20 protein-coding genes are annotated in these 20,542 nt (G+C 65.3%); 7 read left to right on the forward strand and 13 right to left on the reverse strand.

What is annotated here, in order from left to right:
• On the forward strand, positions 1-1,302 hold a 1,302-nt coding region (gene recD2 / locus IE224_RS10810; RefSeq protein ID WP_191310279.1), incomplete at its 5' end, for an SF1B family DNA helicase RecD2.
• Between the two features lie 122 nt (positions 1,303-1,424).
• Here recD2 and IE224_RS10815 read toward each other — a convergent pair.
• From IE224_RS10815 to IE224_RS10845, 7 genes are all read right to left on the reverse strand, one after another.
• Positions 1,425-1,658 carry a zinc finger domain-containing protein gene (locus tag IE224_RS10815; RefSeq protein WP_191310282.1) on the reverse strand — a complete coding sequence of 78 codons (234 nt, stop codon included), beginning with the start codon at positions 1,656-1,658 and terminating at the stop codon, positions 1,425-1,427.
• Between the two features lie 359 nt (positions 1,659-2,017).
• Entirely contained in the window at positions 2,018-3,235 is a 1,218-nt protein-coding gene (locus tag IE224_RS10820; RefSeq protein ID WP_191310284.1) for a DUF1173 family protein, read from the reverse strand.
• Complete coding sequence (locus tag IE224_RS10825; RefSeq protein ID WP_191310286.1) at positions 3,225-3,752, reverse strand: thermonuclease family protein; 528 nt, start codon at positions 3,750-3,752, stop codon at positions 3,225-3,227. The genes IE224_RS10820 and IE224_RS10825 overlap by 11 nt, the downstream gene beginning before the upstream one ends.
• Entirely contained in the window at positions 3,749-4,096 is a 348-nt protein-coding gene (locus IE224_RS10830; protein WP_191310288.1) for a hypothetical protein, read from the reverse strand. Before IE224_RS10830 ends, IE224_RS10825 begins: the two co-directional genes overlap by 4 nt.
• A complete protein-coding gene (gene repC, locus IE224_RS10835; protein WP_191310290.1) occupies positions 4,093-5,241 on the reverse strand; it encodes a replication initiation protein RepC in 1,149 nt (382 codons plus the stop codon). Before repC ends, IE224_RS10830 begins: the two co-directional genes overlap by 4 nt.
• A gap of 20 nt (positions 5,242-5,261) precedes the next feature.
• Positions 5,262-5,684 carry an antirestriction protein gene (locus tag IE224_RS10840; RefSeq protein ID WP_191310292.1) on the reverse strand — a complete coding sequence of 141 codons (423 nt, stop codon included), beginning with the start codon at positions 5,682-5,684 and terminating at the stop codon, positions 5,262-5,264.
• A gap of 308 nt (positions 5,685-5,992) precedes the next feature.
• On the reverse strand, positions 5,993-8,197 hold the full coding sequence (locus IE224_RS10845; protein ID WP_191310294.1) for a ParB/RepB/Spo0J family partition protein: 2,205 nt from the start codon (positions 8,195-8,197) through the stop codon (positions 5,993-5,995).
• A gap of 359 nt (positions 8,198-8,556) precedes the next feature.
• On the opposite strand from IE224_RS10845, the gene IE224_RS10850 reads away from it, so the two are divergent.
• Both IE224_RS10850 and IE224_RS10855 read left to right on the forward strand, forming a co-directional pair.
• On the forward strand, positions 8,557-9,201 hold the full coding sequence (locus IE224_RS10850) for a hypothetical protein (protein ID WP_191310296.1): 645 nt from the start codon (positions 8,557-8,559) through the stop codon (positions 9,199-9,201).
• Positions 9,201-9,644 carry a hypothetical protein gene (locus IE224_RS10855; protein ID WP_191310298.1) on the forward strand — a complete coding sequence of 148 codons (444 nt, stop codon included), beginning with the start codon at positions 9,201-9,203 and terminating at the stop codon, positions 9,642-9,644. Before IE224_RS10850 ends, IE224_RS10855 begins: the two co-directional genes overlap by 1 nt.
• 291 nt (positions 9,645-9,935) lie before the next feature.
• Here IE224_RS10855 and IE224_RS10860 read toward each other — a convergent pair whose 3' ends face one another.
• The 3 genes from IE224_RS10860 to IE224_RS10870 form a co-directional block, all read right to left on the reverse strand.
• Positions 9,936-10,937 carry an ArdC family protein gene (locus tag IE224_RS10860; protein WP_191310300.1) on the reverse strand — a complete coding sequence of 334 codons (1,002 nt, stop codon included), beginning with the start codon at positions 10,935-10,937 and terminating at the stop codon, positions 9,936-9,938.
• A gap of 542 nt (positions 10,938-11,479) precedes the next feature.
• Entirely contained in the window at positions 11,480-12,559 is a 1,080-nt protein-coding gene (locus IE224_RS10865) for an alkene reductase (protein WP_191310303.1), read from the reverse strand.
• A 149-nt stretch (positions 12,560-12,708) separates the two neighbouring features.
• Positions 12,709-12,876, reverse strand: a complete 168-nt coding sequence (locus tag IE224_RS10870) for a hypothetical protein (protein WP_191310305.1) — start codon at positions 12,874-12,876, stop codon at positions 12,709-12,711.
• 106 nt (positions 12,877-12,982) lie between these two features.
• On the opposite strand from IE224_RS10870, the gene IE224_RS10875 reads away from it, so the two are divergent.
• A complete protein-coding gene (locus IE224_RS10875; protein WP_191310307.1) occupies positions 12,983-13,852 on the forward strand; it encodes a LysR family transcriptional regulator in 870 nt (289 codons plus the stop codon).
• On the opposite strand, the gene IE224_RS10880 is transcribed toward IE224_RS10875, so the two are convergent.
• The gene (locus IE224_RS10880; RefSeq protein ID WP_191310310.1) at positions 13,853-14,740 is read right to left on the reverse strand and encodes a LysR family transcriptional regulator; all 888 of its coding nucleotides are present in this window, start codon (positions 14,738-14,740) and stop codon (positions 13,853-13,855) included.
• 182 nt (positions 14,741-14,922) lie between these two features.
• Between IE224_RS10880 and bla the strand changes: the two genes are divergently transcribed.
• From bla to IE224_RS10895, 3 genes are all read left to right on the forward strand, one after another.
• Positions 14,923-15,780, forward strand: coding sequence for a class A beta-lactamase (gene bla, locus IE224_RS10885; protein ID WP_191310312.1), 858 nt, complete (start codon positions 14,923-14,925; stop codon positions 15,778-15,780).
• 67 nt (positions 15,781-15,847) lie between these two features.
• Positions 15,848-16,402 (forward strand): TetR family transcriptional regulator, encoded by a 555-nt coding sequence (locus IE224_RS10890; protein ID WP_191310314.1) that lies wholly within the window; start codon positions 15,848-15,850, stop codon positions 16,400-16,402.
• Positions 16,399-17,445 (forward strand): NAD-dependent epimerase/dehydratase family protein, encoded by a 1,047-nt coding sequence (locus IE224_RS10895; protein ID WP_191310316.1) that lies wholly within the window; start codon positions 16,399-16,401, stop codon positions 17,443-17,445. The genes IE224_RS10890 and IE224_RS10895 overlap by 4 nt, the downstream gene beginning before the upstream one ends.
• Positions 17,446-17,707: 262 nt before the next feature.
• Here the strand turns inward: IE224_RS10895 and IE224_RS10900 are convergent, their stop codons facing one another.
• Positions 17,708-19,432, reverse strand: a complete 1,725-nt coding sequence (locus tag IE224_RS10900; protein WP_191310318.1) for a DUF3616 domain-containing protein — start codon at positions 19,430-19,432, stop codon at positions 17,708-17,710.
• A gap of 710 nt (positions 19,433-20,142) precedes the next feature.
• Positions 20,143-20,394: a hypothetical protein gene (locus tag IE224_RS10905; protein WP_191310320.1), complete on the reverse strand. Its 252-nt coding sequence runs from the start codon at positions 20,392-20,394 to the stop codon at positions 20,143-20,145.
• Positions 20,395-20,542 lie beyond the last annotated feature (148 nt).

Below are 20,542 nucleotides of genomic sequence, written 5' to 3' on the forward strand. Positions count from 1 at the left end.
GCCGGCCACCTCGGGCGCTTGGGCACCGGCCCCCTGCCCTGGCCCGCCATCGATGCCGATCGTGCCCTGCCCTGGATCGAGGAGAAGACCGGCCTCAACCTGGCCCCGAGCCAGGCCGAGGCGATCCGCCTGGCGCTCCGCTCCAAGGTCACGGTGATCACCGGCGGACCCGGTGTGGGCAAGACCACCATCGTCAACGCCATCCTGCGCATCCTCGCGGCCAAGGGTGTGAAGCTCCTGCTCGCAGCGCCCACCGGCCGCGCCGCCAAGCGGATGACCGAGACCACCGGCGTGGAGGCCCGGACCATCCACCGCCTGCTGGAGTTCGATCCCAAGGCCTTCGCCTTCAAGCGCAACGAGGACAGCCCGCTCGACTGCGATCTGCTGGTGGTGGACGAAAGCTCCATGGTCGACGTGCCGCTCATGCAGTCGCTCATGAAGGCCGTGCCCACAACCGCAGCACTTCTGATGGTGGGCGACATCGACCAGCTGCCCTCGGTCGGCCCCGGCCAGGTGCTGGCCGACATCATCGGCTCAGGAGCCGTGCCGGTGGTGCGCCTGACCGAGGTCTTCCGTCAGGCCGCACAAAGCAGGATCATCACCACCGCGCATGCGATCAATGCCGGCCGGATGCCGGAGCTCGCGCGCCCTGACACCGCTTCGGACTTCTACTTCGTGCCGGCTGGCGATCCCGAAGAAGCCGTAGCCCGCATCGTGGAACTGGTCAGCCGGCGCATCCCACGGCGGTTCGGCTTCGATCCGATCAAGGACATCCAGGTCCTGTGTCCCATGAATCGCGGCGGTGTCGGCGCCCGCTCGCTCAACATCGAGCTGCAGAAGGCGCTGAACCCTGCCGGCGACAAGAAGATCGAGCGGTTCGGCTGGACCTTTGCGCCCGGCGACAAGGTCATGCAGATCGAGAACGACTACGACAAGGAGGTCTACAACGGTGACATCGGCACCATCGAGGACGTGGATGCGGATGAGGGGGAGGTAGCGGTCGACTTCGACGGCCGCACGGTTGTGTTCGCCTTTGGCGAGCTCGACACCCTGGTGCCGGCCTATGCCGCCACCATCCATAAGAGCCAAGGCTCGGAATACCCCGCCGTGGTCATTCCGGTGATGACCCAGCATTACACCATGCTGCAGCGCAACCTCCTCTATACCGGTGTGACCCGCGGCCGGAAGCTGGTGGTGCTGGTTGGTCAAAAGCGCGCCGTGACGATCGCGGTCAAGAATGCTTGGGGACGCCGCCGCTGGTCGAAGCTTGACGAGTGGCTGACTGCTGGTCCGGCGCGCTGACGGTATCCTGGGCCTTCGGCTTCTCGACGAACCGATCCCCTGCACAAAGAGCGTACGAGGTTCGCTGCGAGCCATGCGGGCAGCTCATCCTCATCACAAGGCCGCTAGGTCCTTTGCCACCCTCAGTCCCGCTCGCGTCCATGGGGGTCAATCAGCCAACCGCTCGCGGCAGGAACGATGGCGACAAGATCGCCATACTGCTTGACGAACTCACGGTCGGCCTCCGCCTGGCGCGCCCTGTGGACAACGCGCGACAGCTGGCCGTTGGAGCCGCAGCACCATTCATCAGGTGCCTTGCTGCAAGTGGGACAGCCGACCGCCAGGGCCGGATGTTGATGCGCGGTAAAGTTGGGCATGGACGTGTCCTCCCTGTGTCATGGGGATGGCGTGCAGCAATGGTATGAGGCCTGCTGCAGAGAAACCTTTGGCAAGACCGCAGGGCTTCGGCGCAAGGCAACGCCTCGAGCCGCGGTCCCGGTTGTCGCCGGGATTATCGTCCAAGGAAGCGCTGCGGCCTGTTTCTAGCATCATGGCAAAGAGTCTCCGCCCAACATCTCGGCAGGTCCAATGACAAATCGGAATCAATCTGCCAGCAGGGATTCGTCTCATTGATGGATCACGCAAGCCGCTTGGCCTGCAGGCCGTGCGACACGCGACAGAACCACCCTACCACCAAGCAGGCAGAGTGTGATCAATGTTTGCCCGGGGTTGTGGATCAGGTCCGTGCGCCATGGTCCACGCGCCGCGGAAGTTCCGGCATGTCAAAGAGGTCTGCCGGCCAGTGCCAGGCCGGATAGATACCTTCTGCAGCAATCCGGCGCAGATCCTCCTCCCGATCCGCCGTCATGTCCGGGGCCGGCGCATAGAGCGCGATCGGTCCGTCGCCATCGAGCAGCACGGCAGTGGCAATGGGCGCATCCGCCGGCAGGTTGTAGGGCAGGCACCGGACGAAATCCCGCTCGGCGAGGGCTTGGAGCAGCGCATGATCCCGCTCGCCCGTAAAGGGGATCCACCGGCCATCGACCGCCATCAGGGCAATCTCCCGGATCTCGGCATAACTGCCTTTCACGGCAAAGGTCGCGATGGCCATCAGGTGACTGTTTGGCGTGGCCTCGACAAGCCGCACCTTTCGTGCGGCAGCCCGGTCGAACCGCTTGGCTGTGTCGCTGTCGACGAAAACGGAAAAGTCCGGCAGATGCTTGAAGCGGAGCTTGCGGCCGTATTGCGCGGGCTCCTGACCCTTAAGCTCGGCCACCAGCAGGCCAAGCCCCGTGGGCTTGCCCGCCACAGGCCGCAGCCTGTGGAGAAAGCGCCGCCGTTCGCCTGCCAGGCGCTCCTTGTCCTCGAGCACGTAGGGGGGCGGAACAAAGAGAATGTCGGACAGCGGCCCAGACCGGGTCCGGGCGCGGGCCGTCGCAAGGCAGAGTTCACGGTGCACGATCCACCAGCTGCGCCGCCCGTAAGCCTTGCGCCATGTCGTCAGTCCCGCAGCGTCCCAAAGATAGTGCAAAAGCGCAAGAAGGCGCAGCCTGCGCGGGCTGGCGGTCACTGATACTGTATCCGCTTCATCCTCATCGGTGGACGACGACGGCCTGCTGCCGCGCAGGGACAGCGAAAAGCCGAGCCTGAGCATCGTATCGCCTGCCTCGTCCGTGACGATGGCCTGCCCGGAGAGGGGCCCAAGCCCGGAGAGTTCCGGGGGTGGATCGAAGGACGGGCAGGCAAGGTCATGCGCATGCCCGGTGCCGGGCATGCGCTTGAGGTGAAACACACCATTGATTAGGGCCACATACATGGGCGGTTCGGCCTCGCAGCACTGGCACAGCGGCCTGGCATGACCGTCATGCGCCCGAGCGAGGATCCCTTGCAGCTCGGGCGCATCGTCGCAAAAGCGGACATGCCCCAGCCGGTAGCACTTGCCGTCAGCGCTCATCGTCCGTTCCCTTCCTGTGCTGCCGGTCCCCTGCCCTGCGCCAGTCCGCCGGCCGCATGAAGCTGCCGCGCCAGATGCCTGTCCCCCTGGCCTCCGCCTCACGCCCCGCCGCCCTGTACCTGCCCTGCTCGTCGCGGGCGGCAACAGCCCATCTCTCCCGGTCCAGCCACTCGGCCAGATCGCTGCCGCGTGAGGCGCAGCGTGCCAAATCGCGGCCGTAGCGGTCCAGACCAGCGACTTGGCACGAAACCTGCCGAGCGACAGGCGCCGCCAGGACTTGTGGGAGGTCCCCACCGCATTCCAATGTCTGCCTGGCTGCGTCTTGGCAGGTCAGGTCCGGTTCAGGGGCGCCCATGCCGAGGATGCGGATCCGCCACCCGCCGATGACAAGGGTATCGCCATCGATCATCCGTGCAGGCCCTGCCACACCGGTAGCAAGTGTGGTGTGTTCCTGCGCACCCAGCAGGAACATTGCCGCCACCAAGATCAACAAAGAGAGCCGCGCCGCATTCTTCATTTCCGCCACCCGTTTGAGGGCGGCTGCGGATCGACCCCGAGACGCGCTCGGAGGCCAAGCGCTGTCGCACGCTGCACGAAGGTCTCGCGCGCGGCGGAAACGGAGCGGGCCCGCGCGAGGCTATCCTGCCATGCCTGATCCAGGCACTGGAAATGCTGGGTCAGGGCCGAGAAGTACCGCTCGAAATCAGCCGCCACCAGATCGACATAGGCCTGTATATCCGCATCTCGCTCCGGAACCCAAGGCTCCTCGGGTGGCACGCAGACCGGAACCTGCGCCGTTGCGGCAGGAGAGATCAAAAGCACCGTAAGCAGGGCGGCGGTGATGAAGCGATGATGCGTCACGGCGCCTCCTCCCGTCGCCGGCGTTCGCTGAGGCCGATCAGACTGCCCATCATGTTCAAGTGACCCTGCAGCCATGCCCGCGTCATGCCCCGCAGATAGCCGCCGGGGCTGATGATCGGCGCCACAGCATCGCCCCGGCGCGCGTCCAGGATCAGCATGGCCACCGTTGCGCCCTCCTCGCCCATGGCCGTGCAGGCATCGGACCAGGCGGAGGGGTGAATGCCCAAATCCAGCACACGCCGCTCAGCCGTCCAGATGAAGTCGTAAAACCTCAGGCGCTCGGGATCAGCCCGCCCGGACAGGTAGAACTGCATCTCGGGTGAGGCGAGCCGGAACAGCCGCTCAGGGCCGAGTTTGGTGAGCCATTCGCTTCTGGCCGCGTTCGGCCCACCCTTACGTCCATTTTCAGCCTCTGGTCTGCTGCTCACCAGTGGCAGGCGAGATGGTTGGCCGAACGCCGGCTCAGCCATTGGCAGTCTGCCCTCGGTGCGGGCATCACAAGACAAGGAAGAATCTTCGCTTGTATCTTGTAGATGGGACCGCTCGTTTTCGAGCGGTCGATCGGTTGATTTCTGGAAAGTTTCGAGCAGATCGAGGGCGGCTCGCGTCAGGGCGTCCGCTTCCCTCTCGTGTGCGGTAAGCGCATCCAGCGTCATGGCATGCAGCCGGTCGGCGCGAGGCCAGGCAGCCCAGGCATCCTCCATGGCTTGAACACGGGCATCCTGGGAGGCAACGTCGCGGAGCTGCTCCAGAGCCCGGCGGAGACAGCGCCAATGAGTACTGCGTTGACCCCGAAGATAGATGGCCTCGTGCCGCGCTGTGGTCAGCTTCGCATCGAAAGCAAGCAGTTTAGAAAACCGGTCAATGACGCCGCTGAAGAACAGCCCGGTTCCGGCGCGGCGGGATCGGCTGCCATTTGCGGCTGTCCTTCGCTCCAGAAGCCCCGCCTGTTCGAGCCGTGCCGTGTGCGCGCGCAGCCGTGCCCCGGAGAGAGCAAGCATCTTTGCCAGTTCGGACGCAGCGGCATAAACGCTGGGCTCTCGGTCGGGCTCTATCCAGTCTGCTGGCCGGGTCATGCCGGCAAGCCGGGTCCGTGTATGAACCGCTGCCCGGCCGACGCCGAGATGCGAGGCGACCCGCTCCACAAGGTGAATACTTGCAGGGCTCAGTCGATGGCCTGGAAAATCTCGCGGGCCTCGGGATGATCCGCGGCATGGGCGTAAAGGCGGGCAAAGCCGTCTGAGAGTTCCGGGGCGTCATGGCGGAACGACAGGTGCGAGAAGGCAAACAGCGTGGCGATGATGCCGGCAGCATCGGCCGAGACATCGCCCTCGTAGGCATTGCCCTCCCAGACGAGGTGGAAGCGCGGCCTGCAGGTCGGGGAGAGATAAAGGGGCTTGCCTGCCAATTCGAGGAAGTCCCACATGCCGCCGGTGTAGTTCGTCGGGCTCAGCCTTTCCATGAAGCCGAAGACGGTGTGCTCGCCGACAAGCAGAAGGCGGGCTCCGAACAGCCGGGGCAGAAAGCCCATGCGGCGCTCCTCGGGAACGGGCATGGCAGAGGAGAATGACGGTGCGGTGAGGGTCATGGCGGAGATCTCCAGTTATGGGAAACGGGGATGCGCTGCTCGAAACGCTCTCTAGCCCCGGCAGACGCAGCCTTTTCCCGGCTTTCCTCTGTCTCTCGCGATCCTTGACCAGACCGCACAGGGGTCGTCACAGCTTGATGACCGCCTTCGACTTTGCTGCTGTGGGGCGATGGATTGGGCCGTCAGGTTGCGTCCGGCGCTGACGAGCATGGACCCGCTTTTTGCGCGCCGAATGCGCGACACGACCAAGCTGTCGCGGCATAGGGACGGCGAGATGCGGGGCGGACGAAGCCGCCCCGGTCCCGGTCTCACTCAGCGGCCATGCCCTGCGAATGGTCCTCCTCGACCCGGGCAGTGCCGTCTTCCCCTGCCCCGGATGGGACGCCTCGTGCGGGATCGTCGATTGCTTCCGGCTCCGCGCCGTCGGCCTCGCTGGTCAGGATAGCCGGCAGGCAAGCTGACCTGGCAACCTCGACGCCGGTGGTTCCGCTGTCGGCGTCTCCCAGCCGCAGCGGCTCGGGCAGCCAGCCGGTCTCCGCCAGGAGCCGCTCGGCTTCCCGCGCCATGTCGGGTTTCTTCAGGTGATCGATGCGCTGCGCCGCTGCCTCCCCTACGCCTTCGCGCACTGCCGCAAGGATGCGCGGCTTGGTCACCCGGCCAAGATAGCTCTCGACCGTGGGCCGCCAGCCCGCCTCCACGAGATCGAGCCCCGTCGCCCGGGCCAGCCGGTTGGCCTCGCGGAGGCGCCGCTCAAGACCCTGCTGGCTCACGCCCGTGCCACTATAGGGGTTCGGCCGCTCGAGGAGCGCATTGACCCCGAAGCTGACGCAGTGGGCCAGAAGCGAGATGCGGCTCGGCTCGTCGAGGCTCTCGAGCCAGGACCAGAGCCGGTCTTCATCCTCGGCATCCGGCAGGTCGGCCTGCCACGCCGCATGCCGCGCAGCGATCTGTTGCGCGGGCAGGCTGTCAGCCAGACCCGGGGCCTGCACGGGAAAGTAGACGGTCCGAACAAAGGCCTCCAGGGCCGCGCCGCAGCCGCGGCTGCCAAAGCAGTCCAGCACCAGCCGGTGCAGAAGGGCTGTCAGCGCGACATGCGGGTGCGCGGCCAGGGCGTCGCGCAAGGCCAGCGTGCGATATGCGGTCAGCTCCACCACCAGGCTCTCGGGCAAGGGCTTGAGGGTGTCAGTCTCCTCGGCACTTTCCTCGCCGGTGCCTGGCTCACCCGTCGTGATGGCGGCAGGTTCTCTGGCATCCCGGGGCGTGACGCCGCCCGTCGCATCGGGCAATCTCCCGGCCTCGCCGTCTTCAGTCCTTTGCCCGTCCTCATCGTCGGGCCGTACATGGCCGCGATCGACCATCAGCCTGCCGTCGGCGCCTATGCTGACAAACACCCCGGCGCGCGCCATCTGCTCGGGCGAGAAGACCACCGGCCTGTGCTCATAAGCCTCGAGCGCCGCCTCGATCTCGCCTAGCCGCCGGTCGACCTCCTCGGGCAGTTCTTCGGCTTCGGCATGCTCGGCTTCGAGCAGGTCGTATTCGTCGCGCAGGGCCTCGCGCGCGGCACGCTCCTCCTCGGTCAGGTCGATGGTGCTGCCGGCAATCTGCCGAAGGCCGCGGTCGTGGCCATAGGGAAAGCTCACGGCGGCCTCGACCCAGGCCCAGCCTGCCGCGGCGATCGCCTCGGCCTCACACTTCAGCTTCTCCGCGACCATCCGGTCCAGCAGGGCCACGTCCTGCAGCCAGCCGCCGTCGTCGGTCTCGAAGAGATCGCGCAGCACGATGCCGCCCGCCGCCTCGTAGGCCGAAACACCCACGAAGAGCGCGCGCCGGTCGGACGCCCGCACCGTGGTTTCCGTGAGCAGCCGGCGGATGGTGTAGGGTTCCTTCGACCAACTGTCCTTGATCGCCTGCCAGACCTGCTCCTGGCGGGCGTGATCGTCAGAAACGGTGAAGGCCATCAACTGCTCGAGCGTCATGGCGTCCTCGGCGTAGACCTCGAGCAGCGCGGGCGAGACAGAGGCCAGCCGCAGGCGCTGCTTGACGACCTTGGCGTCGACGAAAAAGGCTGCGGCGATGGCTTCCTCTGTCATGCCGGTCTCCCGCAGGGTCTGGAAGGCGCGGAACTGATCGAGCGGATGGAGGGGCGCCCGCTCGATGTTCTCGGCCAAGGACAGTTCGGCCACGAGCACGTCACTCTCGCCCCCGGTGTCCGAAACGATGCAGGGTACGGGCGCGGTCTTTGCCAGGCGCTTCTGCTTGACCAGCAGTTCAAGCGCCTGGAAGCGTCGGCCGCCGGCGGGCACCTCGAAGAGACCGGTCTCCGCGCCGTCCTCGTCCAGGACGGGACGCACGTGGAGGGACTGGATCAAGCCGCGCCGGGCAATGGATGCGGCAAGCTCCTCGACCAAGACGCCGGCCTTGATGCGCCGGACATTGGACTGGCTGAGGACCAGCTTGTCGAAGGGAATGTCGCGCGCGGACGCGAGGGTGATGGGGGATAGGGCTTTGGCCATGGCAATAATCTCCGCGACGGGCGCCGGGGAGCCTCTCTCCCTGGCTATCAACCCGTCACGATTCCCCAGCCCGCCTTTAACTCTCTGCAGACCGCCCCTGAGCTGCGGCCCGGATCACAGCGTTTTGCCTGAGAGCGATGCATGTCGAACACGGGCGGCTTTATCGTAGGCGACGGCAAGGCCTTTTGCCTTCCCGCCCCCAAAGCCCTTCATCCAAATCATGTCATGGATGAATGTCTTGAGGACGCTCGGAGGGGAGCTTGCTTAGGACCCCAAACCGGTAGACCAATGCGAGGCAACTGATCGACGACCGACCGCCCCGGGGCGGTTACCCTTGTATGTGCATGTTCGGGACAACCATGATGAAGACTGCCGCGGGTCCAGCCGAGAACGCCGTGAAGGCCTTGCTTGCCAAGCACGCCTGCCCTGTGCCGTTTCACGAGGTGCGCACACGGTTTCTGGGCAATATCGCCACTCCGACGATGTCGGTTTTGCCCTTGCAGATCATCAAGGGCCTGTGGGGTGGCGAACTCCCGGCCGCTGACAGCATCGATGAGCTCAACGACCTGCTCGAGGCCCTGGTGCAGGGGCTGTGGAACGGGTTGACCCTGCACCAGAAGCGCAGCCAACCTTTCAGGCTCACCCGGATGTCGACGGACGCCACCGCTGTACATCTCGCCCGTTACGCCCGCGTCCGCTTCGAGGAACTGGATGGATTCATGACAGGGCTCTTCAACGGGCAGGAGATCATCGATCTGCCCGAGCGGGCGCACGAGGCCGTCGGCCACATCAAGGAGTTGCGGGCCATGATGACCGGCATCTGCGACCTCGCCGCGCGCGAGCCCAGACCCGATGACCCCGAGCAGCTTGAGACCACCTTCAAGCATTTGCGCGAACTGACCCGGATTATGGAAACCGAAATCCACGAGGCCGTGCTGTCCTGCGCCCGTGCCCGGCGCCAGATGCTCGAGAGCGCGCCCTCCGCCCGGTCAACGATCCACTGATGGTCCTATCCTCCGAGGAACGCCTTCGCGAAAAGCTGCGCAAGATCGAGGCGCTTTATGCCGGTGCTGCGACCGCCGGGGAGAAATCTGCGGCAGGTGCCGCGGCGGAGCGCATCCGGCGCCAGTTCGAGACGATCAGCAGGACGGAGCAAGCCGAGGAGTTCAAGTTCTCGATCAACGATCCTTGGTCACGTCAGCTCTTCATCGCCCTGTGCCGGCGCTACGGCATGAAGCCGTTCCGCTATCCGCGCATGCACCGCCAGACCGTCATGGTCCGCGTCCCGGCCAGTTTCGTCCACGTGACGCTATGGCCGGAATTCGAGGAGCTCAGCCGCGCCCTGACATCCCACCTCAACGACATCACCAAGAAAATCATTCGCGAGGAAGTGCACGAAGCCACCCAGGACGCGGACGAGATCAGCGAGCCGCGTCAGCTGCGCTGAGATGTTTTTGGCCGTACCTCTCTAAAGCAGGCCCACGCGGCGACCGGGAGAAGACAACTCGACGCCCTCATCCGGCGCGTCCCCGGCCATGCAGATGGACGGCTGCAGGTCTCCTGACGGAAGCCGGCGCGAGGCCGGGCGGCTGTAAACCGTGCTCCGGCAAGACATGTCTAACCGGGGGGCGGTCGTGACACCGGCCGCTGGATGACCCCCGTCCCGCAGGCTGAGTTGGACCGGTATCGGCGTGGCCGGACAGGGGTGATCCTCCGGCACGTCCAGGCGCACACCTTGCTACACCGTGCCGGTGAAAACAGGAGAACCAGGGTAGCCCGCATCTGTTTTTTCGAATGCGCCGGGTGGTGTGAGAGAAGGCTGCTGCGCATGCATCCAGTCGGCCGCCTGCTGGGCCTTGGCCGCGGCGGTGAACAGGGCGCGGGGGTCGTTCTTCAAGACGCGCAACCATGACGCAAGGTAGGCGGCATGGTCGGGACGCGGATGGTGGGCAATGCCGAGATCGGCAAGCACAAGGCCACTGAGGATCTCCACGCAGCATTCTTCCGCCGCATAAGCCGCCGAGCCAAACCGGCCCGACAGATCGCGGTCAAGCCTGTGCTTTGCCCCGGAGGCGTGACCGTGCTCATGCAGCCAGACACCGTAGAACGACGCGGCGTCCCGGAACGATCCGAAGTCCGGCATGACCACCGTATCCGACGAAGGACGATAAAAGGCGTCCGGCCCTCCGAACACGGTTGTGATCCCCAGGTTGGCGACAAAAGCCTCCGCATGCGCCAAACGCTCGTTTTCCGACAGCAGGTGTGTCGGAGCGCGCTCGTACCCGTCAACCTGGTCAACATTGAACACGGAAAAGGCGCGGGCAAACATCCGCACGCGGCCGATGTCATCCTTGTCCGCACCCTCGGCCCCGTCAGACGATGGAAGCTGCTTCCACAAGACGATGGTGGTCGAGCGCTCGCCCTTGCGCACCTGCGCCCCGGCCTCTTGCCACTGCCGATAGGTACCCCAAAGGCCATCGTTGTACCCGGAGACCATTGCTGCGGCCCACAGCGCCACGGTGTTGATGCCCCGGTAACGCCTGCCAGATGCCACGTTGGTCGGCTGGGCGGCACAGCTTCCGTTGTGAAACCACGGTGCATGCCACTCCCCTGCCCCGTGTTCGATTGCCGCAATGATGGCGGCCGTGACGCGCGCGTAGGTGTCGGCCCGCGAACCGGCAGCATCGCCAACGCGTGCAGAATGCGTCAGCCGGTCGGCACCGTTGTTGTGTCTGGGCATCGCAATATCCTCCGCGACGGGGCGCCGGAGGCCTTTCCTCCGGTCTTCATCCCGTCACGCAGTGACCAGCCAAGCTTTGCCTCTCGAAACCCGAGGGATCCCTTGCGGTCGTCCACGAGCGCCGTAGCAAACGTCACGGTCAAAGCCTGATCTGCAGCCCACCACGCGCAGTGGTTCATTCATGATTGGAGAACAGAAGTCCCTCCAACCACATGCTGCCGACGTAAAGGGCGGACAGCGGCCTGTCAGCGGTGCAGCAAGAAGCTAGCGTAGACCGTGGAAGCAGCCGTTCGTCCGCACCGCAGAATCTTCTGCACCTGGATCGACATGAAGAGCGGTCTGTCTCGACGAGGTGGATTCGCAAACCGGGGCCCTTGAGCGTGGCTTCAACGCAGTGTTCGATCCTCCTTTGGCAATCATGATCTCGGACTCGCTTTGAACATAGCGACAGGTGGCCTCGAATTCCGAGGCCACCTGAAAAGGCGTTTGTCGAGGCGCCTCGTGCGCCGTCTCACGTCCCGCGGTGACCAAGCTCCAAGCGGTCAGGCAGACTCCGCCGCTGTAGCTTCCATCATCGGGTAGTCAATGTAACCTGCCGCGCCGCCGCCGTAGAAGGTGGCGGGGTTGCCCTCGTTCAGCGGCTGTTCGGTCTTCAGGCGATCCACCAGGTCAGGATTCGCCAAGGCCATGCGGCCAACTGACACCATGTCCGCGACGCCCGCGGCGACGTCCTCGCCGATTGCCGAGCGGGCGCGGCCCGGCCGGTTCACGACCAGCGGGCCGTGCCAGTCCTGGCGCAGGCTAGCCAGAAGGTCCTCGTCGCCGGCATGGGTGATGTGCAGGTAGGCGAGCTGCAAGCGGCTGAGTTCGCGGACGAGGTGGCGGTAGACCTCGGGCGTTTCCTCGCCCTCGACGATGCCGCCAATTTTCAAGCCCGGTGAGATGCGGATCCCGACGCGCTGCGGCCCGATCGCGTCTACCACGGCCGCCGCGATCTCCAGCGGCAGGCCGACACGGCGTAGACTGTCGCCGCCATAATCATCGTCGCGATGGTTGGCATTGGCGGCCAGGAACTGATGCAGCAGGTAGCCGTTCGCGGCGTGGATCTCGACGCCGTCGGCGCCGGCGTCAATGGCGCGGCGGGCGGCGGACGCAAAGTCGCCGATGGTTTGGCGGACGTCGGCGGACGACATCTCCCGCGGGATCGGCGCCGGCTTCATCCCTTCTGCCGTAAAGATGTCGACGCCGGCCGCGATGGCCGAAGGCGCCAGCATCTGACGGTGATGCGGCGTGTTCTCCGGGTGGCCCATGCGGCCCACATGCATCAGCTGGATGAAGAGCAGAGCCTTGCGCTCATGGACCGCATCAGCCACGCGCTTCCATCCCGCGACATGAGCGTCCGTGTAGATCCCGGGCGTCGACAGGTAGCCCTGACCGTCGGCCGAGGGCTGCGTGCCTTCAGCGATAAGCAGCCCGAGCCCCGCGCGCTGGCCGTAGTAGATTGCGGCATCGGGGTGGGGCGTGCCATCGGGCAAGGCGCGGCCGCGGGTCATCGCGGCCATGGCAAGGCGGTGCGGCAGGGGCTTGCCGCCGAGGGTGAAGGGGCTCCAGAGATGTGCCATCGAATGCTCCTGTGCTGGCATATGGGCTTGAGCTAAAGGCGCGGTCGTCAGAACGAAGGCGCTGTTTAAGGGACAAGTTGTTTCGGAAGTGGAGCGTGGTTAGTGCGAGCTGCCGCGTCCGGTGCTCCGGCAGCTTGACGTGCGGGCGGTCACTGATCCTCCCGCGAGGATCGGTCGGGCGTTGCAGCGCCGGTGCCCATGAGCGTGACCTTGACCAGATCATTCCGCGAAAGGTTCGAACGCGCGGGATCGGGACCTTCGGCATGGGCGGCAAGCGGAGCAAGGGCAAGAAGCGTCGCGACAGCTTTGATGGACATGGGTCGTTCCTTTCCTGTGCTTTGGGTTGATCCTCTCGGATGCGATTGACTTGGGCACTGCATCTGCGGAACAAAGGTTGGATAAAAGGAACATAGCGGTCCGGATATGGAACGATTTGATCTGCCCAGCCTTGAGGATTTCATCGCTGTTGCTTCCAGGGGCGGGCTGAACGCGGCCAGTCGCGAGACGGGCGTGCCCAAGGCAACGCTGTCCCGGCGCATCCGTGATCTGGAGGCGGCGCTTGGCACGCGCCTGCTGGAACGCAGCCAGCACCGACTGCGGCTGACCGAGGAAGGGCAGATGCTGCTCGAGCGCGCCGCGCCCCTGATGTCCGAGCTTCGCGCTGTTGGCGAGGCGGTCAGCGGCCGCGGTCAAGAGCCGAGCGGATTGTTAAAGATCAGCGTCTCGTCGCTATTCGCGCAGACCCGGATGGGCGCGTTCGGGGCGGCGTTTACCCGGCAGTATCCGCAGGTGACGCTGCACGTTGACGTGTCGGACAGCTTTGTCGATCCGGTGAGGGACGGCTATGACCTGGTGGTTCGCGGCAACCCGCCGGCCGATACAGACCTTGTCGGCGCGTGCTTCCTGCGCAGCGAGACCGTGCTTGCCGCCGCGCCCTCCATCCCTCGGCCCGACGGGCCGGAGGCGGAGGTTCCTGCGGTGGTTCTTGCCGCGCAGGCGGAGCTTGATCTCTGGGCAATCTTCGGGAGCGGAAAAGAGCAGCGGGTTCGGCCGCGTCCAGTCATGGTCTGCACAGCCATGACCGTCGTTCACCAGGCGGCGCTTGCTGGGGCCGGCTGCGCGCTGCTGCCAGACTGGCTGATCAAGGACGATCTGGCGCAGGGGCGGCTGGTGCAGTGGGGCGTCGTGCCGAACCGGCGAGTGGAGGCCTGGGTGCTGCACACCTCACGCCGCCTGACCAGCCCGAAGGTGCGGGCATTCGTTGACGCTCTGGTGGCCGCGCAGCGCAGCTGATCAGGAAGATGGCTGCTCGAAGCGGCCATTCTCCACCAGCCAGTCGCGCACCTGAACCATCGCCGGCGTCAGCGCCTTCCCCCGTGGCCAAGTCAGCCAGTAGCGCCCCGCGCTGATGTCGACATTGAATGGCCGCGCCAACATACCGGCGTCGAGTTGCCGGGTGAACATCGTAGCAGGCAGCAGTGCTACCCCGAGGCCAGCCGCCGCAAGTTCGGCCATGGCCACTGAGCTATCGAGGACCGGCCCTTCCAGCGGCGGGCAAGTCGCTCCTGCTGCCAAGAACCACGCTTCCCATTCATCGCCACGATAGGACCGCAGCAGTCGCTGCACGCGTAGGTCCTGCGGCGTCTGAAGGCGCGCCAGAAGTTCGGGCGCGCAGAAAGGCGTCAGCGGCGCCTCGGCCAGCGGCTCCGCCTCCAGCCAGGGCCAAGCTGCGCGATCGCCGAAGCGGATGGCCATGTGCAGCCCCTCCTTGGCGATGTCGATGCGGTTGTTGTGCGTGAAGATCCGCAGGCTGATGCCGGGATGAGCGCTCTCGAAGGCCGGCAGGCGCGGGATCATCCATTCGGCGGCGAAGGTGGTCACGACCCCGAGATGCAGCGTCTCGCGGTAGCGCCCGCCCTGGAAGCGGTCCAGCACCTCTCCGATCTCGTCGAAATTGCGCGACAGGACGGGGTGCAGCGCGGCGCCGATGTCGGTGAGGATCAGCCCGGAAGAGGCGCGCGTAAAGAGCCGATGGCCCAGCAGGTCCTCGAGCCGCTGGATCTGCTGGCTGACGGCAGCCTGCGTCACGCGCAGCTCGATCGCGGCGCGGGTGAAGCTCCCTTGGCGGGCAGCCACCTCGAAGGCGCGCAGCCCGTTCAGCGGCAGGTTCGGTCTATCCATGGGCATCACATCAGCTAATGGCGCACCTCAGGATTTGTCGTTTGAACACTGTGCCGTCAATAGCTTAGACGGGCAGAGCGGCCCGAAGCGCAAAGCTTTGGTCGAACCCATAACATCAACCGTTGCTGCCCTTCGGGTGGCGCGGCCCCGGCCTCTGCCGGGGTCCTGACAGAGGTTTATCTATGAGAAGTCTCCTTGCCGCCTGCCTTCTGGTTGGCAGTTTCGCCGCCCCGACCCATGCCGAAACCATCACTGAAGCCGCCCGCGCCATCGAGGCCGAACTCGGCGGCCGCGTCGGCGTCGCCCTGCGCCGCCAGGGCTCGGCCGCCGAGTTCTTCGGCTATCGCAGCAGCGAGCGCTTCCCCTTGTCCAGCACCTTCAAGGCACCGCTATGTGGAGCGATCCTGACGCTGGTGGACGCGGGCGAGGATCAGCTGGACCGCGTAGTCGGCTACACTTCTGCCGATCTCGTGACCTACTCACCCGTTACCGAGACGCGCGTGGACAGTGGCATGAGCGTTGGCGAACTCTGCGAGGCGACCATCACGCTCAGCGACAACACGGCCGGCAACCTATTGCTCGAGCGCGTCGGCGGGCCGCAAGGCTTAACCGAGTATCTGCAGGCTATCGGTGATGAGACGACGCGCCTCGACCGATGGGAGACTGATCTGAACGAGGGCACGCCCGGCGATCCGCGCGACACCACGACGCCCGAGGCGATGGTGGCGACGCTGGAGAACCTGCTCTTTGGCGAGATCCTGTCAGAGAGCTCGCGGGAGCAGCTGAACGCATGGATGGAGGCGGACCAGGTGGCAGACGAGTTGCTCCGCGCCAGCCTGCCCGCAGACTGGATCATCGGCGACAAGACCGGCGCCGGCGGTTACGGCTCGCGCTCGATCATCGCGGTGATCCGGCGGCCGCATGACACGCCTTGGCTGGCGGCGGTATATCTCACTGAAAACGAGGCGGACATGACCACGCGCAACCAGGCCATCGCCCGGATTGGCGCGGCGATCGTGAAAGAGATCGCGGCACCGTAAGTAAATCTCTTTACATCTAGCCGTCGTTGATTTTATTACCATCCGGTCGGAAACTAACGGTGGCAGGATGGCACGACCTCGGAAGCATGATCAGCAGCTAATCCTTGATGCCGTCGCCCGGGTGATCGCCCGCGACGGCATCCTGACGTTGGATGCCGTCGCCACCGAGGCTGGCGTCTCAAAAGCGACGGTTCTTTATGAACATGCCAGCAAGCGCGAGCTGCTGGCCGCCCTCGTGCGCCGCACCATTGAGGCAGACAACGGTTTCAACATCCGTTGCAGCCAAGGGTATGACGGCGAACCAGACGCGGCACTTCGTGGCAGGATTGACGCGGCCCGGCGGAGCGCGCCGCCTGAAGGTGGCGATCCTGCAGTGCTCAGCTTGATCGCGGCCCTGATGCAGGATGCGGAGTTGCGAGCCGAATTCCGCGCCAATCAGGCTGAGTTGCGCGAGGGCCTGCTGCAGGATGCCGCCGACCGCCGCAGAACGCGCCTCGCCTGGCTGGCGCTGGAGGGGCTGAAGTTCCAGCAGCACATGGACCTCGTGCCGTGGAGCCTTGAGGAGGTTGGCGAGGCACTAGATGACATCGAAGCCCTTGTGGCGAAAAAGGACAAGCCGTGAGCGGCACGCATATCTTCATCACCGGTGCCGGCGGCTATGTCGGTCGCAACCTCATTCGCTACTTCACGGCGGCAGGCGCACGTGTCACCGGCTTGGCGCGCAGCGAGGCAAGCGCCGCAACAATCGCGCAGCTGGGTGCAACGCCCGTGCGAGGCGACATGCTGACAACAGACCTCGCGCCGCTGATGGCGGGGGCAAGCGTGCTGATCCACGCCGCCGCCGACCTCGATCACGGTCCGGGAAACCGCGCCCTGCGCAGCAATGACGAAGGCACACGCCGCGTCTTCGCCGCAGCGGCCCGTGCGGGTATCACGACCGCCGTCCACATCAGCTCGGACTCGGTGCTGCAGGACGGCCGCCCGCTTCGTAACGTGGCCGAGACGCACCCACTGCCGCGCCGCCCGGCCGGCGCCTACTCGGCTGGAAAGGTGGAAGCGGAGCGCGCGGCGCTCGCGGCCGCTTCACCCGCTCTCACGGTGATCGTCCTGCGCCCGCGCATGATCTGGGGGCGCGATGACACCACGGCCCTGCCGACGCTCATCGAGATGGTTCGAAGTGGTCGCTTTGCCTGGATCTCGGGCGGCGACTACCTCAGCTCGACAACCCATATCGCGAACTTCTGCCACGCCGTGGGCCTCGCCCTGCAGCGGGGCCGCTCGGGCGAGGTCTACCACATCACCGACGGCTCGCCGCGCACCTTCCGCGAAACTGTCTCGGCACTTCTGACCAGCCAGAAGCTGGAGGTGCCGACGAAGTCGGTGCCCCGCAGCCTCTTGCGGGTGATCGCCAGCGCAGGGGAGTTGACGCATCGCGGCTCGAGAGGCCGACTAAAGGGTCCGGTCTCTCGCCAAGAGCTCGCCACAAGCGCGGTTGAGGTCACGCTCGATATGTCGAAGGCGCAGCAGGAGCTGCACTACAAGCCGATCATTTCGTGGCAGGAGGGCTTGGCTGAGTTAGCGCTCGTGCCGGTGAAGCAAAGTGCGTCACCCATGAGGATACGTAGACCAAGCCACATGGTAGCAGCAGGAGCTGACCTTTTTTAGCCCTTGCCTCGCATGACACAGCCCTCGGATGATCTTGCTGCAGCGTGCATCAACGTCCGGTCTTGAGGAACTGCACTGCAGCTATCGATGAAGAACGAGCGGCGGCTTTGGGCCGACATATGTGTTGAGATCCATGTAGAGATGTTCCGAGCATGCTGCTGCGTGATTCATTCGGATGCGCCCCACTGCATCCTTCACCACACCTGCAGGAAGGCGCACTCGCCATCAGGCACTGGCGGAACTAATGGCCGTCCGCCATGCCTCAACGCTCGGTCAGCTGCCCGTAGTCCAGCATCATGTAGCGCGCGGGCTCGTTCTTCTTCTCGCTGCCCTCGTCGCTCATGATCAGCAGGCGCGGCTCGCCGTCGATCACGATCGAGTCGATGGATTCCACGTTATTGAGGTTGATGATGTCCGGCAGCGCGATCGGCTCGGGCTGGACAGCGGGGTTGCCGCTCCACCGCCACAACTGCGAGAAGCGGTTGCCCTCGAACCCCTCCAGCTCGTTGACGATGAGGAAGGCGTCCAGCACCGGGTCATAGCTGAGCGCGCGGATGCCGCCGCCCTGAAGCTCCAGCAGGATGGGCGCACCGAAGCGGGGGCGGGCGCGGCCGTTGAACATCTCGGCCGGGTTCTCGATCACGACGATGATGCCCTGCGTGCCGGCCATCGGTGCCCGCAGCCCGACATAAAGGTGCCCGGACTGGCGCACGAAGGCGAGGCCCTCGATGTTCAGCGCGTTCATGTCGATATGCTGGCCCGTCGCCTGCAGCACCGCCTCGCGCAGGGCCGTGTCGGCGGCCAGCGTGTCGCGCAGCCCGCCATAGGTCGCAATGTCGCTGACGCCGTTGCCGGTGATGCGGAAGCGCAGCATCTGCTCGCGATCGGCCTTGCGCTCGCCCTTCTGGGTCAGGCTGTGCGAGGTCGTGGCGTAAAGGAAACCATCTGCGTCGATGGAGAGGCCCTCCAGATCAGTCAGCTTGCGGCCGAAGGCGCGCATCATCCGCACGTCGAGGGCGTTGTCCTCGACCAGCATCCCGGTCTCGTCGATGGTCAGGATGTTCAGCGCGCGGGAGGCCTCGTCCTCGACAACCAGCAGCCGGCCGTCGGGCAGCTGCTGGACGGCCGAGGGCTCGTAGATGTCGTCGAAGGTCCCGATCCCAAGGTTCCGCAGCCGCACCGAGGCGTCGGTCTGGCGCGGAATGAAGTCCAGCGACAGCTTCAGCAGCAGGAACGAGAGCATGGTCGCCAAGAGGCCCCACCGGAAGACGGTATAGCTCATGTTCAGCAGGCGGAACTTGCGGTCCGCGACCAACGCCAGCCAGTAGAGCTGGTCGCTCATGCTGTAATAGATCCGCTCGCGGTTGCGCATCATGTCCTGCATCTCAGCCCAATACGCCTCGGGCGACAAGCGCACGCGCTGTTCGTAGATGAGGACGTTCGTCGGCCCCTCGGCCGGGGCGCCGTGGCGCGGGCGGGTCATGTATCCGCGCAGGTCGCGCAGCCGGGCCTCGCGACGCCGCACCGCCACCGTCCAGTCCCGCAGCCCGGTGAACAGGTCGCTGCGTTCGGGCGAGGCCGAGAGCAGCGCAAAGACGATCGAGGTCGCAGCCGTGACCAGGAAGACGCCGGCAGGGAACAGGAAGGCCGGGGACGAAGCAAAGATAAACGCGCCCGAGATCATCAGCGCCGAGATGATGAACCCGTTGAGCGAGATCATGATGTTCGCCTTCATCGCCGCCAGCGCAATCGTGTCCAGCTCGGCCCGATAGCTGTTGCGGAACATCGTCTCGACCGCCTTCTCAGTCCCGATGGGCTTTTCCTTCTTGCGCTTGATGGCCGGCGCGTCAGGCGCAGGGCCTTCAGCCGCCTCGTCCAGTGGCTCGGGTTCGGCATCAAGCTCGGGGGGCATGTCGGGGGCGGGGGCATCTGGGTCCGGGATCAACGCGGTGCGCGCGTTGTTCTTGTTCTTGCGCCCCTTTGCCATCCTGTCCCTTTCCCTTGATGCTGCTTCTGCTTCCCGTAAATACACCACGCAGGCTGCGGGTTGCGCATGTTTGTCATGACGTTGTCACATGCCGATCCGGGATGTGGGAAGAGAAATCAGCGGCAAGCCGTCAGCTGTGGGACGCCCGCGTCCACAGCCGCGCCGGTCCCTAAGTCGGGTCTTAGGGCGCCAGCTCGGCAGGTGCGCCGGGCATTACCTTAGCGCAGCGTCCGGTCAATATCGCTGCTGCGAGTTCTAATGTCCGCTTCGAGGAAGCTGCACTGCGGCGCCGGACCAAGAGTCGTCCGGCAGCAATGGGCCGGAGCTGCGCTTGGACCCGCCCAGGGCACGACCGCCGCCGCCACTCGGTGGTGGACTACATGGGCGCCCATTGCCACCGACGATACATACCGCAGCGAATACGGGTGCAGCACGCATACAACTCTCAGTCTTGGCGCCCCACCAACCAAGACGCTTGTCGCCGTCACACCTGCTCCACAGCATAGTCCCTCTGCAGGTCCGAAAGACCTTTGCACTGTGGGCCGAGTCGCGTCCCTCGAACATCACCTCCAGCCGAGCGGCTTGAACGCTTGGGGACGTGAACAGGCGGTGATGCGAAACTTCGATGATGTTGGCCCTGGCCGCTCCGATCCGGGCTGAGATCTCGCCCAAGACGCCGGGGCGGTCGGGGATGTCGAAGACCAGGCGCATCAGCCGCTGCTCGCCTGGCGTTCCAGCTTCTCCGCCGCCTCGCGCAGCGCCGTCTGAAGCGAGGCGGCGAGCCTCGATATGGCAGGATCGGGATCCTCTGCCGCTGCCGCGAAATCGTCCGCGATCTTGCGCAGACCGCTTGGTGTGCCGCCGAGGCCGAAGCATAGTCCAACCATCATGTGGACAGCTATATCCGCCAGGTGATCGACCTCAGCCTGTAGTTCAGCAAGGCGTATGTCGGTATCGCTCATCGTCCTACTCCGGCGCTCACGAGGCTTTAGCATCTTGGTGCCTGAAGCTACGCCAAGATTACTTGCGCGAAGCCTTTCATGTGGGGTGTCTGCTTCTTCTATGGTCACGGCAAGATCCTAGTCGAGAACCGTCACGGGACCGATCTGG

Source organism: Paracoccus aerius (genome assembly GCF_014656455.1).
GTDB classification, from domain to species: domain Bacteria; phylum Pseudomonadota; class Alphaproteobacteria; order Rhodobacterales; family Rhodobacteraceae; genus Paracoccus; species Paracoccus aerius.